The sequence below is a fragment of the Dickeya zeae NCPPB 2538 genome (assembly GCF_000406165.1).
Lineage (GTDB): Bacteria > Pseudomonadota > Gammaproteobacteria > Enterobacterales > Enterobacteriaceae > Dickeya > Dickeya zeae.
The window spans coordinates 1,824,780-1,839,846 of record NZ_CM001977.1 but is presented as its reverse complement, the minus strand read 5'-3'; the positions used below and the strand labels follow the sequence as shown (position 1 = coordinate 1,839,846).

Sequence of the window (15,067 nt, the reverse complement as noted above, 5' to 3'; positions counted from 1 at the left end):
AACGTTCACAGATAAATACAATCAGCCTTTTCAGGAGGTTACGTTATGCTTATCGGTTATGCCCGGGTATCGACCAGCGATCAAAACACCGAATTACAGAAAAACGCACTGAACAGTGCAAATTGTGAGCTGATTTTCGAAGATCAGGCCAGCGGCAAAAACGCCAGGCGACCGGGGCTTAAACGCGCATTGCGTAAACTTAAACGTGGCGACACGCTGATTGTCTGGAAACTGGACCGATTGGGCCGCAGTGTGCGCGATTTGATTACCATGGTGTCTGACCTGCAAAGCCGCGGTATTCATTTTCGTAGCCTGACAGATGCCATTGATACCTCAACGCCTGCTGGCCGCTTCTTTTTCCATGTCATGAGTGCACTGGCAGAGATGGAACGCGAGTTGATAGTCGAACGTACCCGGGCGGGATTAGCGGCGGCCAGAGCCGCCGGTCGCATCGGTGGAAGGCGCCGCATTATGACACCCGATGCGATTGATCATGCCAGAACATTGTTAAGTAATGGCGCAACACGCTGGCAAATCGCCAATATCATTGGGGTGTCGGCCAAAACCATTTATAAATATTTTCCTGCCACGAAATAATCCATCCATGATGAAATCATTCCAAAATAAAAATAATAATTATGATAATTTAAATAAAAACAATGAAGACGCTATATGTTTTACCACCTTCCAAAAAACAGTCATTCAATGCATGCGTTGTGTTTTCAAAAAATAATACAAGCGCGATATCACTCGCGCTAACAACATCATTCATATTGAGAGAAAACACATGGAAAAAAGTAACTCCCCTTGTTCACTGGACCTGATCTTGGGTAAAGAGAATCTGTACAAAAACAGCCCGATTAATATCGGCAGTATTACCATTGGATGTACCAAATGCCAGGATAGCCAGCAAGAGACCCCAGCAACGCAACCTACCACGACAGACGGGTTGAAAGATTTGGTCGGTATCCCGCAAGCCTGGCCGCTGGCAGATGCGCCGGAGGGCTGGCTGAAATGTAACGGTCAGGCGTTTGATAAAACCAAATACCCACAGCTGGCGAAATTGTACCCTGCTGGCTCGTTACCGGATCTGCGCGGCGAATTTATCCGTGGCTGGGATGACGGACGTGGTGTCGATACCAATCGCCAGATCCTAAGCGCACAGTCAGGAATGCTTGAATCGCATAACCATATGATGCCCGTTTCTGATCCCAGTAAGTGGAATGGCGCGGTGTATGGATACGCAAATGATCAGCCAAGTGCCAATATTGAGGATTTCAGCCAATCCGGTGTTTCAACATCACGCGAGTTGACCTCGTTAACCGGTGGAAATGAAACCCGTCCGCGCAATATCGCCTTCAGCTATATCGTCAAGGCTGGTTAATCATGACAACACAAAACGAAAATACAACGCAGCTGAATGAACAAGGGCTGAGTGTCAGTAATGGGTATATTCAGGTTTACCATATTGACCCGCACACACGGGAATATATCGGTAGTACCCGGGAATACCTGATGGAAGGTGTCGGCATTCCGGCACACAGTTTTACGGATACGCCACCGGATGAGCAAGCTGGTCACACAAGCGTGCGCAGTCAGGACGGGTTAACCTGGGAAAGCATTGTCAATTATCGCGGGCAGACCGCTTATGATAAACAGACACGTCAATCCACCCAGATAAGCCAACTCGGCGACCTGCCCGATACCCTGACGCTCTTGCCACCGACAACCGACTATGATGTCTGGCAAGGTGACAACTGGGTAACGGATGAAAAGGCAAAACAGGCCGCTCAGTTCACTGCCGCTCAACAGCAGCAGGCGAGTTACCTGGCGCAGGCAGAAAAACGCCTGACCGTACTGCAGTACGCGGTTGAGCTGAACATGGCGAGCGAACAGGAAGTTCAGGCGTTGAAAGACTGGAAAACCTATCTGGTCTTGTTAAACCGGGTGGACCTGTCTGCCTCGCCCGCGATTGACTGGCCAACCATGCCAGCCTGATTCCGCGTTCACACTGACGCCCTCTGCTGAGGTGTGTCCTTTCCAAAGATGCCGTTGTCACCCCAACGGCATCTTTTTTATTTTCACTCAACTATCTGTTTTTAATGAAAATTTAAACACTCCACTTATTCCCCTGTTGTGCCATCCGATACCAAACCCCATTCGGATGCCTTCTTTTTTCCAGCAAGGCACTATTACTCGCACCCCACAACAGGAGACATTCTTGATGAGTGATTTTCATCACGGTACGCAGGTCGTCGAAATCAACGACGGTACCCGCGTCATTTCAACTGTATCAACCGCGATCGTCGGTATGGTCTGTACTGGACCGGATGCTGACGCCGCCACTTTCCCACTGAATACACCGGTACTGATTACCGATGTACTGACCGCCGCAGGCAAAGCCGGTAAAACCGGTACCCTGGCTGCTGCGTTGCAGGCCATCGGCGACCAGACCAAACCGGTTACGGTAGTCGTTCGCGTAGCGGAAGGCGCCAACGAGGCTGAAACGGTATCCAACATCATCGGCGGTGCCGATGCCAACGGTAAATACACCGGCATGAAAGCCCTGCTGGACGCGCAGGCCGTGACTGGCGTGAAACCGCGTATCCTCGGCGTTCCGGGGCTGGATTCCCAGCCTGTCGCTACCGCACTGGCGGCTATCTGCCAGTCACTGCGCGCCTTCGGTTACGTGAGCGCTTATGGCTGCAAAACCCTGTCTGACGCCATCAAATACCGCGGCAACTTTAGCCAGCGCGAACTGATGGTGATTTGGCCGGACTTCGTTGCCTGGGACACCACAGCTAACGCCAGCGCAACGGCTTACGCCACCGCGCGTGCACTGGGCCTGCGTGCCAAAATCGACCAGGAAACTGGCTGGCATAAAACCCTGTCTAACGTCGGCGTTAACGGCGTTACCGGCATCTCCGCCAGCGTGTACTGGGACCTGCAGACCATCGGTAGCGATGCCGACCTGTTAAACCAGGCTGGCGTCACCACGCTGGTACGCAAGGACGGTTTCCGCTTCTGGGGTAACCGCACCTGCTCCGACGATCCGCTTTTCCTGTTTGAAAACTACACCCGCACGGCGCAGGTACTGGCCGACACCATGGCCGAAGCGCACATGTGGGCGGTCGACAAACCGGTAACTGCCACCCTGATCCGCGACATCATCGAAGGTATCAAGGCTAAATTCCGCGAGCTGAAATCCAATGGCTACATTATCGACGCCGATTGCTGGTTCGATGAAAGCGCCAACGATAAGGAAACGCTGAAGGCAGGCAAGCTGTACATCGACTACGAGTACACCCCGGTGCCGCCACTGGAAAACCTCACGCTGCGTCAGCGCATCACCGACAAGTATCTGGTGAACCTGGCCGCATCTGTTAACAGCTAAGGAGCGACAGACTCATGGCACTGCCACGTAAACTTAAATATCTCAACCTGTTCAACGACGGTATGAGCTACATGGGCCAGGTGCATTCCGTCACCCTGCCGAAACTGACCCGCAAACTGGAAAACTACCGTGGCGGCGGTATGCAAGGTTCCGCGCCGGTGGATTTCGGTCTGGACAACGACGCCCTGGTGATGGAATGGAACATGGGCGGTCTGCCGGACAGCGCCTTCTGGAGCCAGTACTCCCTGCCGGGTGCCGATGCCGTTCCGTTGCGTTTCGCTGGTTCTTACCAGCGTGATGACACCGGTGACATCACCGCTGTTGAAATCGTCCTGCGCGGCCGCCACAAGTCGATTGACAGTGGCGAATCCAAGCAAGGCGAAGAAACCGATGTCCGTGTTTCCACCCAGTGTACCTACTACAAACTGATCATTGACGGCGTCGACATGATTGAAATCGACACCATCAACATGATCGAAAAAGTTAACGGCGTTGACCGTCTGGAACAGCACCGCCGCAATATCGGTCTGTAATGACCGCTTCATGGCCAGCTACGGCTGGCCATTCTTATTGATAAAACGGGAGTCTTTATTATGACGGCTGAAAACACTGTACAACACCACGTGATTACCCTGAACGCCCCGATTAAACGCGGCGATACACAGATCGACGCGATTACGCTGCTCACGCCAACGGCAGGTACGTTGCGTGGCATCGGGCTAGCGGCACTGGCGAGCGCCGATGTGGAAGCGCTGATCAAATTGCTGCCTCGCATCACCTACCCGGCCTTGACCGAGGCGGACGTGATGGGACTGGAACTGCCTGATCTGCTCGAATTCGCCGGTAAGGTGATCAGTTTTTTATCACCGGGCTCGGTTCGCTAACGCCCCCACCGAGCCTCACGGTTGACGACCTGATGGCGGATATTGCGGTGGTGTTCCACTGGCCGCCATCAGAACTTTTCCCCATGAGCCTGGCAGAGTTGATTAACTGGCGTGGCCGGGCGCTACAACGAAGTGGACAAGACTATGCCTAAGCCATCAACTTCCCCAGGTTCGGGGTCTGCGGCAACACCGCGCAACAGTGCTCCGGACAACAGCATTTTCTCGCCGCTGCGAGACAATGTGTATCTGAATAAAATCAACAGCGTATTGCTGGATTTCTTGAGCAAAGCCGGTCAGCTCGCCAACAGCGGTACATCAACCGTTGCCAGCGCGCAGAAAAGCAGCGGAAAAAAAGGCGGCAGGACTTCTGCCGCCGCACAGCTGGGGATGCTGGGTAATCTCGCCCGGCGGTTTGATACCATCACAGCGGCGCTGAACCCAACGTATGCGGCATTGAAAAATGCCCATCACTTATCACAAGCCGGCAATAGTGGCCTCTCTCGCTCAGGTCAAAACCCGGGTGCTGGCGTGACGCAATCGCTTATTGCCCAGGCCAGTGACGGTGTCAACAGCATCTATTTATCTGCCGCTGCTGCCATGCAGGCACAACAACATATCGCCGGTCTGGTGCCCTCTGCCAGACTGGCTTCCGCCGCTTTGCCGGGCAACGTCTCATCATTGCTGAACGCACAGCAAAGCCTCAATCTGCCGACCAACCTACTGCCACAGATTGGCACGGGTGCAACATCGCAGACTGGCGCTGAAGGGCTGAGTGCCCTCTTCGGTACCGCCCAGGAGTCATTCGTCGGTACGGAAGAAACCAGCATGATGATATCCGCCTTAAGCAATGCGGATCTGGATGACGGTGATGGCGGTTCAGCGTTTCAGGGCGGGTTGGATAATCTGCAGGCGCTGTCAGGGTCTGCGATGCAATTGCTCAACCAGCCGGGTCTGATGAACCAAAGCAACGTGGAAAACCACGCCAGTTTGCAGTCCGACATGACGAACGGCCATTACAACTCCCTCTCGCCGAATTCATCACAACGTTATTTCGACCAGCGCGTGGTCAATAACATCACCATTACCGTACCCGAAAACAGTAACCTCGACGTGATTAAGCAATACATCGAAGAGGCACTGAGAAAATACAGCCCGAATAGCAGCGCCTATTCCTACAACTCGATGACCTCTAACCTTATTTCATGAGGATAATATGATGATGCTTGCACTGGGTTTATTTGTATTTCAATTGCAAACACTGCCGTACAGTACCCTCAGTCGTAATGTTAATTATCGCTGGGCTAGCAACGGCCGTATCGGCCTGCGTCCTGCGCAACAGTTTTTGGGGCAAGGTAACGAAACCATTAGTCTTAATGGCGTGCTGTGCCCTGAAATTAACGGCAAGTTCAGCAAACTCTCGCTATCAGTGCTGGAACTGATGGCCGGGACAGGACGTGCCTGGCCGCTGATCGAGGGTAGCGGCACCATTTACGGCATGTATGTCGTTGAAAGTTTGCAGCACACCAATACGGAATTCTTCTCCGACGGCAGCGCCAAGCGTATCGAATTCACGATTAACCTGACGCGTGTCGATGAATCGCTGATAGCGATGTTTGGTGACCTGAGCCAACAGGCTACCGATTTGTACAACCAGCAGATTACACCGGCCATCGCGTCCGCCAAAGCCGCCATCGGAGGTGTCTTCTCGTGATAGTAAATAACCGCATTGGTATTGCCGACCAGCTTGCGCCGGACTATCAGATAACGCTCACGGATTCATCCGGTAATACCCAGACGACCCGTAATCTTAGCCAGCGGCTCATTTCGCTGTCACTGCACGATGTGATGGGATTTGAATCCGACCAGCTATCGCTGGATATCGACGACAGCGACGGCAAAGTGCTGATGCCCAAACGCGGAGAGAAAGTCAGCGTTAAAATCGGCTGGAAGGGTAAAGCGCTGGAGGATAAAGGCACCTTTGTGGTTGACCAGGTCAGTCACAGCGGAGCGCCGGACAGGATTACCCTCAGCGCCCGTAGCGTTAATTTTCGCGGCGACCTCAACACACCGCGTGATGGTTCCTATAACGCGACTACGCTGGGCGATATCGCCCGGACGATTGCGGAACGCTACAGCCTGATGGCGTCAATCGATACCTCGCTGGCTAATACGGCAATCGTGCACGAAAACCAATCCAAAGAGTCCGATTTGTCGTTTCTCTGCCGTCTGGCCAGAAAATACAGCGGTACAGTAGCGATAAAAAACGACACATTACGACTCTTTGTCGCAGGCAGCGGTACGGCGGCAGATGGCAAAAATGTCGCGACGTATCTGATCGAGCGCAGCGACGGCGACTCTCACAGTTTTACGATTGCCGATCGTATTGCTAATACCGCGATCACCGCCAACTGGCATGATAGCCGCGACGCAAAAACACATACTGTGAAGATTAGCCGTCAGCGTAAAACACAGACCACGGCGTCGACATCACACCCCAGCGCCAAATCGGCTAGCCAGCCGTCCGATCTGTCGACTGACGATTATCTGGCTGGGGAAGACGACAGCCAGCAAACGCTACAAACCACCTACGCCAGCCAGGACGAAGCCACGCAGGCCGCGGTGAGTAAATGGCGTGAAACCCAGCGTGGCACGGTAACGTTCTCGATTTCGCTGGCACGTGGCATGGAGAACCTGAAGCCTGGCGCACTGGTGAATCTGAAAGGATTCAAGCAGGTGATCGACGAGCGGCAGTGGACTATCAAACGTCTGACCCACACTATCGCCGGTAGCGGTTTTACCACGGCGGTTGAGCTGGAAGTGTCAATGCTGGACGTCGATTACGACATTAGCTACAGCATCGTGGATAACACCACCGCACAATGAATCACTTTTCGAATTTAAAGTTTGCAAATTCGAATTCGATCGCATAGTATGTGTGTAAGATGTTTAACTAACCCGTACACATAAGGTGATTTCAAAATGATGCATTGTCCTTTGTGCCGTCATTCCGCTCATGCCCGTTCCAGTCGCTACCTGTCTGAAAATACCAAGGAGCGCTACCACCAGTGCACCAACGTCAACTGCGGTCACACGTTCGTGACGATGGAAGCCATTACCCGCTCCATCATGGTACCTGGCAAAACTGAACCGGTTGACGGCGAGCGCAAGTAACCCGTTATTCCTCACTCCCTCCGTGTTTCCTTACTTTTCTGACCGTCTTTCCCCGCCGCCCGGCGGGGTTTTTTATGCATAAAAATACACATAAAGTGTTTTCCCCAACTCGATTCGTCAACCATTGGCAAAACGTATTATTGACGCAGACCGCCATCGGCTCGTAGTATCAAACCGCTTTTACTGATTTTCAGTCACTTGCTGCGACGATGTCTCACGGCCTGCCGGGCCATCAACGCCGCAAGGGATGAATCCTGCCGTGACGATGGTGCACCTTCCTTTTTCACCATCAAAAATCAGACGCTGACACCGCTTTGAACAACACGGGAGCAGGAAGGCGTCATGGCAATGTGTCCATGTTTTCCTGCTCCACAGCAGGGAGATACCCATGATGGACGCCACTCTGGCCTACCGCGCCAGTCTGCTACACTTTGTCGATGACCCATTGCATCACCCCGACGCCACACGCTTTATCGAAGACGGCGTGTTAGTGGTGCGTAACGGCCGTATTCAGGACGCCGTGCCGTATGACTGCCTTACCGAGGCTGATCGTCAGGCCATGACGGTCATTGATTATCGCGGTCAATTACTGATGCCGGGATTTATCGACACCCATATCCACTTTCCCCAGACGGAAATGATCGCCTGTTACGGTGAGCAACTGCTGTCGTGGCTTAATACCTACACCTTCCCTACCGAGTCCAAGTTCGCTGATGAGGATTACGCCCAGGAACGAGCGGTATTCTTTATTCAGGAGCTGTTACGGCACGGCACCACCAGTGCGCTGGTCTTTGCGACCGTCCATCCCCAGTCGGTTGATGCGCTGTTTAGCGCCGCCGAAGACAAAAACATGTGCCTGATTGCCGGTAAAGTCATGATGGACCGCCATGCACCGGACGAGCTGTGTGACACCGCCCGGCAGAGCTATGACGAGAGCAAGGCGCTGATTGAAAAATGGCACCGCCGTGGGCGATTGCGCTATGCGGTCACGCCGCGCTTTGCTGCCACCTCTACCCCGGAACAACTGGCGCTGGCTGGCCGGTTACTGCGGGAATATCCGGATGTGTATTTGCACACTCATCTGTGTGAAAACACGGACGAAATCGCCTGGGTCAAGTCGCTGTTTCCCGAGCAACAACACTACCTCGATGTCTACCATCACCACGGGTTAACCGGACGCCGCTCGGTGTTTGCCCATGCTATTCACCTGCACCCGGATGAAATTCACACGCTAACGCATAGTCAGTCCGCCGTGGCGTTTTGTCCCAGCTCCAATTTGTTTTTAGGCAGCGGGCTATTCCGGCTGCATCCGTTAAAAGCCGCCGGGGTTCGTGTGGGCATCGGTACCGATGTTGGCGCAGGTACCAGCCTGTCGTTACTGCAAACCCTCAGCGACGGTTATAAAGTGCAGCAGTTGCAAGGCGAAAAACTCTCGGCACGCGAAGGCTTCTATCAGGCCACGCTGGGGAGTGCGGCAGCGCTGTCGCTGGATGACAGACTGGGTAATTTTCTGCCGGACAAAGACGCCGACTTCGTGGTGCTGAACTGGGCTGCAACACCACTGCAACAACTACGCCAGCAACAAGCCACCTCGCTGGACTCACGGCTGTTCGCCCTGATGATGCAAGGTGATGACCGAAACATCAGCGCGACTTATGTTCACGGTCAATGCGTCTATCGGCAAGGTCAATAAACCACGAACCTGTCTGTGACAAAACGGACCGGATTTCACTCCATAGGGTGACGCACTGCACATTTCCTTAAAAAAAGTCATGTTGTGGTGTGTCCCTACCGATAACTATTCTTGAATCATAGCGGAAAAGTGCTCAGGCCAATTGTGGGATGGCGACATCCGCTGCACTCTGCCCTTCGCAGAGCTGACAGCCATTATCACCAGGTATTATAAGGTTTCGTCATGACGTCCCCATGCCATCGTTGTAGCGAAGAGCAGCAAGACATTCTCGCGCGCATGCTGAATATTTTCGACACCCAGCCCGCTGATGAGCTCCCGCGCCTAGCACGCATCACCCGCACCTTTTTCCAGGTGCAGAGCGTGGTAATTTCACTGGTTAACAGCGAGCGCCAGTGGTTTCTGACAAAAGAGAATTTTCCGCGTCAGGAACTGGCTATCGAATTTTCCTTCTGCGCTCATACCGTCAGCGCCAACGCACCGCTGATCGTTCCGGACACCCTGCTGGATTCACGCTTTGTGAATAATCCGCTGGTCACCGGCGCGGACCCGATTCGTTTTCACGCCAGCTACCCACTGCTCTCCTCACTCGGTACGCCACTGGGCGCGCTGTGCCTGTATCACCACCAGCCCCGCACCTTTAGCGACGAGGAAGTGCAGCATTTGAGCGATTTGGCCTGCATCGTGCAAACCGTGTTGCATAAAGTAGAAATGCAGGCGCGTGAAGCGATAGCGCAGGAAAGGTTGCACCACGCGGATTACATTAACCAGCAGATGTTTTCCAGCGCGGCCATTGGTCTGGCGCTGGTAGCCGCGGATAAACGGCCGATAAAGGTCAATCCCGCGTTTTGTGACATGCTGGGCTACGACGAACAAACGTTACTGGCGCTGCCGGTGGAAAAAATCGTCCACCCGGCAGATATGCCTGCATTAATCGCCGATCACGAACTGCTGATGAACAGCGATGTGCGGGAAAGCACAAAGCAGCGCCGCTACCTCCGCGCAGACGGCAGCGAACTGTGGGCACAGGTCTCTCTTTCGGTACTCAGTAATCCCGACGGCAGCAAATTCGGCGTGTTACTGGCGCTGACCGACCTTAGCACGCAGAAAGCCTCGGAACAGCGATTACGCGACCTGAGCCAGGAACTGGAAACCCGGGTAGAACAACGCACCGCTGAACTGTACCAAAGCCATCAATTCATTCAGGACATCACCGACCATATTCCGGCGATGATTTCCTGCATCAATCCGGATAACGTGCTGGTTTTTGCCAATCGCCACCTGCGCAGGTTAATCGGTCATGAACATGACAACCTGTATCAACGTGATATCCATGACATCTTTCGCCCGAAGGAACTGGCGTTGCTGCTGCCACGACTGGAAGAATCCCGCCAGAAACAACACCCGGCGTCTTTTGAACATGAAGTGGGCATGCCTGACGGCCAACGCGTCACATTGCATACCGAACTGGTACCCGCCGAATCGCCGGAGCTCGGCACCTATATCCTCTCCACCGATATCACCTACCTGACGGTGCTGCGCGATCGGCTATCGTTTGAAGCCAATCACGACCACCTGACCGGCCTGCCCAACCGCCGTGCCGTCATCAGTTACCTGCAACGGCTGGCGGGCAAGAAACGGCGTGGAGCGCTGGCCCTGCTATTTTTTGATATCAATAACTTCAAACACTATAACGACCATTTTGGGCATGATTTTGGCGATCGGGTCATCAAAACTTTTGCCCGCCTGCTACGCCAGAATACCCGCTCTTACGATTTCATCGGCCGGCTGGCGGGAGATGAATTTCTGATGGTTATTCATGAACAGCAGAATCTGGCCAGCGAAATTCGTAGCATCACCCAGAAACTGAAAGCGAAGATTGAAAAACCGGTCACCATTCGCCATCAGACGATTACGCTCTCTGCCAGCGTAGGGCATGCCATTTTGCAAGAGGACGCGCCGCTTAACGCCAATGAACTGATCCGCAAAGCGGATAGCGCCATGTATCGGGCAAAACGCCGCTATGTAGCCCCGACATAATAGCCCTAATATTTTAGCCTGATGTCGATTCACCTCGTCATCATTTACTTTGCCATTGCCATTACTTTGCGATTATCGACCTTGCCATAATCAGTAACCCCATTTGCCAACGTGCGAATAATGAAAAACTATAAAAATAATATTATCCGGATGATCATCCTGCTTATTCCGCTGTAATAACGACAAGCTGTGTCATAAGTATTTCCTGTGACGATAATCACGTTTTTTTTAAAGTTATCACTTTTTCTTGCCGATGGCTTTTTTACCGACGTCATTATTCCATCACCGAGAGCAAACCATGTTCAGAAATATAAAAATTGTCACCGGACTTTTTTCATTACTACTGGCATTAAGTCTATTGCAGTTGGTCAGTTACGGTTTTTTCTTTGGCGCCATGAAGAGTGATCGCAATAACTTCGTCGTCTCACAAACCCTGCGTAAACAGAGCAGTGAGTTGAATTCATCCTGGATAGCCTTGATCCAGACACGCAATACCATGAACCGCGCCATCGCGCGGATGATTATGGAAACCAACAATATCCCCAGCGCCGGAAAATCGGCCGAGCTGATTGATGTCGCCAATCAGTCGCTGGCTCAGGCAGACAAACATTTCGCCGCCTACGCTCAAATTCCGTTACTCCCGGTACAGGACGCCGCACTGGCGAAAGACATCGACACCCATTATCAGGCACTGCGTCGCGTATTACAGCAAATCGTCGATTTGATCAAAACGCAGGACGTCAAAACCATTCAGGCACTGCCGACACAAAAAATGCAGGACGCCTTCCAGAATTCCTTTGATGCCTATTTCCGTCAAAACGATGCCTTGAATGACAGCGCGGTGACCGATAGCAACCAAAATTATGACTACAGTATCATCGTGATAGCCGTTTGTGTGTTGATCCTGATTTTCGCCACCAGCAGTGCCTGGGTCTATATTCGCCGCGTCCTGTTGCAACCATTACTCCGGGTAATAACACACCTGCACCACATCGCCACCGGTGACCTGACACAGTCTCTGCACATTGAGGCGAAGAATGAAATTGGCCAGTTGGCAGAGAGTGTCCGCCATATGCAACAGTCGCTGACCGATACGGTCGGGAAAGTGCGTACCAGCGCAGATGAAATTTATCGCAGCGCCAGTGAAATTGCCGGTGGCAATAGCGACCTGTCCTCACGTACCGAACAGCAGTCAGCATCGCTGGTAGAAACCGCCGCCAGCATGGAGCAGTTAACCGCCACCGTTAAACAGAACGCCGACAACGCCCGTCATGCCTCTCAGCTGGCGCGTGACGCGTCTGATACCGCTCACAAAGGGTTGCAGGTGGTGGATAACGTGGTCAGTACGATGAAACAAATCAGCGGCAGTTCGCAGAAGATAAATGATATTACCGCGCTTATCGACAGCATCGCCTTTCAGACCAATATTCTGGCGCTCAACGCGGCGGTAGAAGCCGCACGCGCAGGGGAACAGGGTCGCGGCTTTGCCGTGGTCGCCGGTGAAGTGCGGAATCTGGCAAAGCGCAGCGCCGAAGCGGCCCACGAAATCAAAGGGCTCATCGAGGACTCCGTTAATCGGGTACACGAAGGCTCGGTGCTGGTAACGTCAGCTGGGGAAACCATGGGCGAGCTGGTAAAAGCCGTCTCACGCGTCACCGATATCATGGGAGAAATCTCTTGCGCATCGGAAGAGCAAAGTCGTGGCATCGATCAGGTCAGTCAGGCCGTCAGCGAGATGGATCGTGTCACACAGCAGAACGCGGTACTGGTAGAACAATCCGCTAATGCAGCCGTATCGCTGGAAGAGCAAAGCGACCACCTTAACCATGCGGTGTCGCTGTTCCGGCTTCATGCAACGCCCGTCCAGGACAGCGGAAAAAAACGGCCAGTCATCAGCACATCCGGTAAAACACCGTCGCCATTAACGCTTCCTGGCAAAGCCGCCACCGCCGGAGCCTACCACGATACGGGTAACTGGGAGACATTCTGACCGACACCGTCAATGTATAGCATCCACGATCCTATGCCTCTGCAATAATGCATGACACCCGTTGATGCTAAACAACGAGATAGATGATTAAAAACGGCCTGCATAGCTGATATTGTCAGAGTATGCGGGCCGTTTTCATAAGCATGCCGATTTACTGAGCCAGCGTGAACATCAGGGTACCGTATCCCAGGTGATCGTATCCCCCACTGTTCGGCCCGTAGTTGCCACCACCGCCTTCAGCACGCACTTTTTCGGCAAACGCTTTGGTATAAGGCGCATCCAGCTTTTTCAGCACGACATAGTGGTTATAAAGCAGTTCCCAGATAGGTCGCAACGTACCGCGCCCGCCCGCGGCGATCTCCGTTTGGGTAACATCGCTGTTCGTGTAGGTGGTGTAAGGCACGTCCTGACCCAAATTATAAGCGGCAACGTACTCTACGCCTTTCAGCAGCCGGTTATCATCGTAACCGAACAGATCATCGCCCTGATTCCAGGCCATTTGCGCCAGCGATCCCGCCAATCCTACCGCCAACGTGGCATGGCCCTGATCGCGGCCACTTTCCTGCATCTGCCCCATGTTAACCTGCGGATACAGCATCCAGACCAGATGATTAATGGCGCCATTGCCACTGCCTGTTTTGAAATAATTGATGGCTTCGCTGTAAATATCACGATTATCGGCAAGCACCCCGATGGCCAGAACCGTGTTCAACTGCGCCAGATCCCAATTCGACCAATAATGATCGATACGAGCATTGTTATGTCGAACCAGAAAATCGTGACAGAGCGGATAGAACACATTCAACATCATGGCCTTAAAACGACTAAAATCAGCCTGTTTCCAGCCTGGATAATCACGCATCAGTTCAGCCGCATTCGCCAGCTCATAACCGTAAATCCCGGCGGCCAGATAGCGATCACTGGTGCCACGAATATCCTTCAACACGGACGACCAGGCATTCAGAATGTCTATCGCTTTGTCGGCATAGGCGCTATCACCGCTCAATTTCCAGCGCAACGCCAGCGCGTAGGCCGCTGCAGCATCGTTATACAACCGCCCGTAATTCTCCGCCCCTTCGCTGTTTGCGCCACGGTAGACAATCTCAACCGGATTAGCCTTCCAGTTCAGAGATGCATGATTATTGCTGATAAGTTTATTCCAACCACTTTTCCAGGGTTCGGCATCATTTGCCAGTTGCGTTTTGATGCGATCGAAGTCCGCCTGAGTATGCAGCAGGCCGGGATGAGCGAACGTCGTTACCGCCTGCACCGACATAACACTCGACATGAGCAACAGCGCCAACAGGTAACGAAGAGGCCGGGTTATCCGGTTACACCGCCAACACAATGAACACGAGAAATGATGCAGAGAGATGAACAGCATAGTGAGATCCTTCTAATTTGCTGAGTAATTTTGCTGAGTAATAACGTCTGTGCCGTATAAGTCGACTTGGCCTTGACTTGCAGTCAGACGCGCCAGCCATCATAGACATATCCTGTGGCGGTATCTCTTAATTCTTCGTGACAACACGGCAGTCGGTCATACCATTGAACCACTTACGCCAGCGCTGATTAGCACGCGTAAATACGCCAGGACCAGACCGAAATGATAGCGTTTTTCTTTTTTTGCTATCACAACCTTTTACTATCTCAACACCGTTGATAACCGTTACCCCACTTTATTTTTCATCACAACCTTGCGATAGCGCATCATTATTTCCGGCGAAAAATGAAATTTGCCAGACAAATGCTAAATTTAAAATGATATCGGATCAGATCTCATGTACATGCCTGTTATTGTTAGGTTACATAATCGTTAACCACGTTTGCGATTGGCTGTTTATACACAGAGAGGGGCATATATCGTCAGCTTTTCATTAAAAAGCGAACTATAGGTA

At 52.7% G+C, this 15,067-nt stretch carries 15 protein-coding genes; 14 read left to right on the top strand and 1 reads right to left on the bottom strand.

The genetic code is table 11. The features are described from left to right. Positions 1–45: 45 nt before the first annotated feature. The 14 genes from DZE2538_RS08035 to DZE2538_RS07975 all read left to right on the top strand — a co-directional run bounded on the left by DZE2538_RS08035 (position 46) and on the right by DZE2538_RS07975 (position 13,169). Positions 46–597, top strand: a complete 552-nt coding sequence (locus tag DZE2538_RS08035; RefSeq protein ID WP_038916041.1) for a recombinase family protein — start codon at positions 46–48, stop codon at positions 595–597. A gap of 190 nt (positions 598–787) precedes the next feature. After that, positions 788–1,384, top strand: a complete 597-nt coding sequence (locus tag DZE2538_RS08030) for a phage tail protein (RefSeq protein WP_038916039.1) — start codon at positions 788–790, stop codon at positions 1,382–1,384. 2 nt (positions 1,385–1,386) lie between these two features. Then, positions 1,387–1,998 (top strand): tail fiber assembly protein, encoded by a 612-nt coding sequence (locus DZE2538_RS08025; protein ID WP_038916038.1) that lies wholly within the window; start codon positions 1,387–1,389, stop codon positions 1,996–1,998. A gap of 226 nt (positions 1,999–2,224) precedes the next feature. Beyond that, on the top strand, positions 2,225–3,394 hold the full coding sequence (locus DZE2538_RS08020; protein ID WP_012884465.1) for a phage tail sheath protein: 1,170 nt from the start codon (positions 2,225–2,227) through the stop codon (positions 3,392–3,394). Between the two features lie 14 nt (positions 3,395–3,408). Further along, positions 3,409–3,927 carry a phage major tail tube protein gene (locus tag DZE2538_RS08015; protein WP_023639476.1) on the top strand — a complete coding sequence of 173 codons (519 nt, stop codon included), beginning with the start codon at positions 3,409–3,411 and terminating at the stop codon, positions 3,925–3,927. A gap of 60 nt (positions 3,928–3,987) precedes the next feature. Continuing rightward, positions 3,988–4,278, top strand: coding sequence for a phage tail assembly protein (locus tag DZE2538_RS08010; protein ID WP_012884463.1), 291 nt, complete (start codon positions 3,988–3,990; stop codon positions 4,276–4,278). A gap of 32 nt (positions 4,279–4,310) precedes the next feature. Next, the gene (locus DZE2538_RS20290) at positions 4,311–4,430 is read left to right on the top strand and encodes a GpE family phage tail protein (RefSeq protein ID WP_012769533.1); all 120 of its coding nucleotides are present in this window, start codon (positions 4,311–4,313) and stop codon (positions 4,428–4,430) included. Continuing rightward, complete coding sequence (locus DZE2538_RS08005; RefSeq protein ID WP_038917138.1) at positions 4,423–5,484, top strand: hypothetical protein; 1,062 nt, start codon at positions 4,423–4,425, stop codon at positions 5,482–5,484. Before DZE2538_RS20290 ends, DZE2538_RS08005 begins: the two co-directional genes overlap by 8 nt. A gap of 10 nt (positions 5,485–5,494) precedes the next feature. Next, positions 5,495–5,989 (top strand): phage tail protein, encoded by a 495-nt coding sequence (locus tag DZE2538_RS08000; protein ID WP_038917137.1) that lies wholly within the window; start codon positions 5,495–5,497, stop codon positions 5,987–5,989. Then, the gene (locus DZE2538_RS07995; RefSeq protein ID WP_019846635.1) at positions 5,986–7,161 is read left to right on the top strand and encodes a contractile injection system protein, VgrG/Pvc8 family; all 1,176 of its coding nucleotides are present in this window, start codon (positions 5,986–5,988) and stop codon (positions 7,159–7,161) included. Before DZE2538_RS08000 ends, DZE2538_RS07995 begins: the two co-directional genes overlap by 4 nt. A gap of 96 nt (positions 7,162–7,257) precedes the next feature. Then, on the top strand, positions 7,258–7,449 hold the full coding sequence (locus DZE2538_RS07990) for an ogr/Delta-like zinc finger family protein (protein ID WP_012769529.1): 192 nt from the start codon (positions 7,258–7,260) through the stop codon (positions 7,447–7,449). 388 nt (positions 7,450–7,837) lie between these two features. Then, positions 7,838–9,142 carry a guanine deaminase gene (gene guaD / locus DZE2538_RS07985; RefSeq protein WP_038916037.1) on the top strand — a complete coding sequence of 435 codons (1,305 nt, stop codon included), beginning with the start codon at positions 7,838–7,840 and terminating at the stop codon, positions 9,140–9,142. A 222-nt stretch (positions 9,143–9,364) separates the two neighbouring features. Further along, positions 9,365–11,179, top strand: a complete 1,815-nt coding sequence (locus DZE2538_RS07980) for a sensor domain-containing diguanylate cyclase (protein ID WP_038916036.1) — start codon at positions 9,365–9,367, stop codon at positions 11,177–11,179. 298 nt (positions 11,180–11,477) lie between these two features. After that, entirely contained in the window at positions 11,478–13,169 is a 1,692-nt protein-coding gene (locus DZE2538_RS07975) for a methyl-accepting chemotaxis protein (RefSeq protein ID WP_038916034.1), read from the top strand. Positions 13,170–13,320: 151 nt separating this feature from the next. Here the strand turns inward: DZE2538_RS07975 and DZE2538_RS07970 are convergent, their stop codons facing one another. Then, positions 13,321–14,457, bottom strand: coding sequence for an alginate lyase family protein (locus DZE2538_RS07970; protein WP_233788982.1), 1,137 nt, complete (start codon positions 14,455–14,457; stop codon positions 13,321–13,323). Between the last annotated feature and the right edge of the window lie 610 nt (positions 14,458–15,067).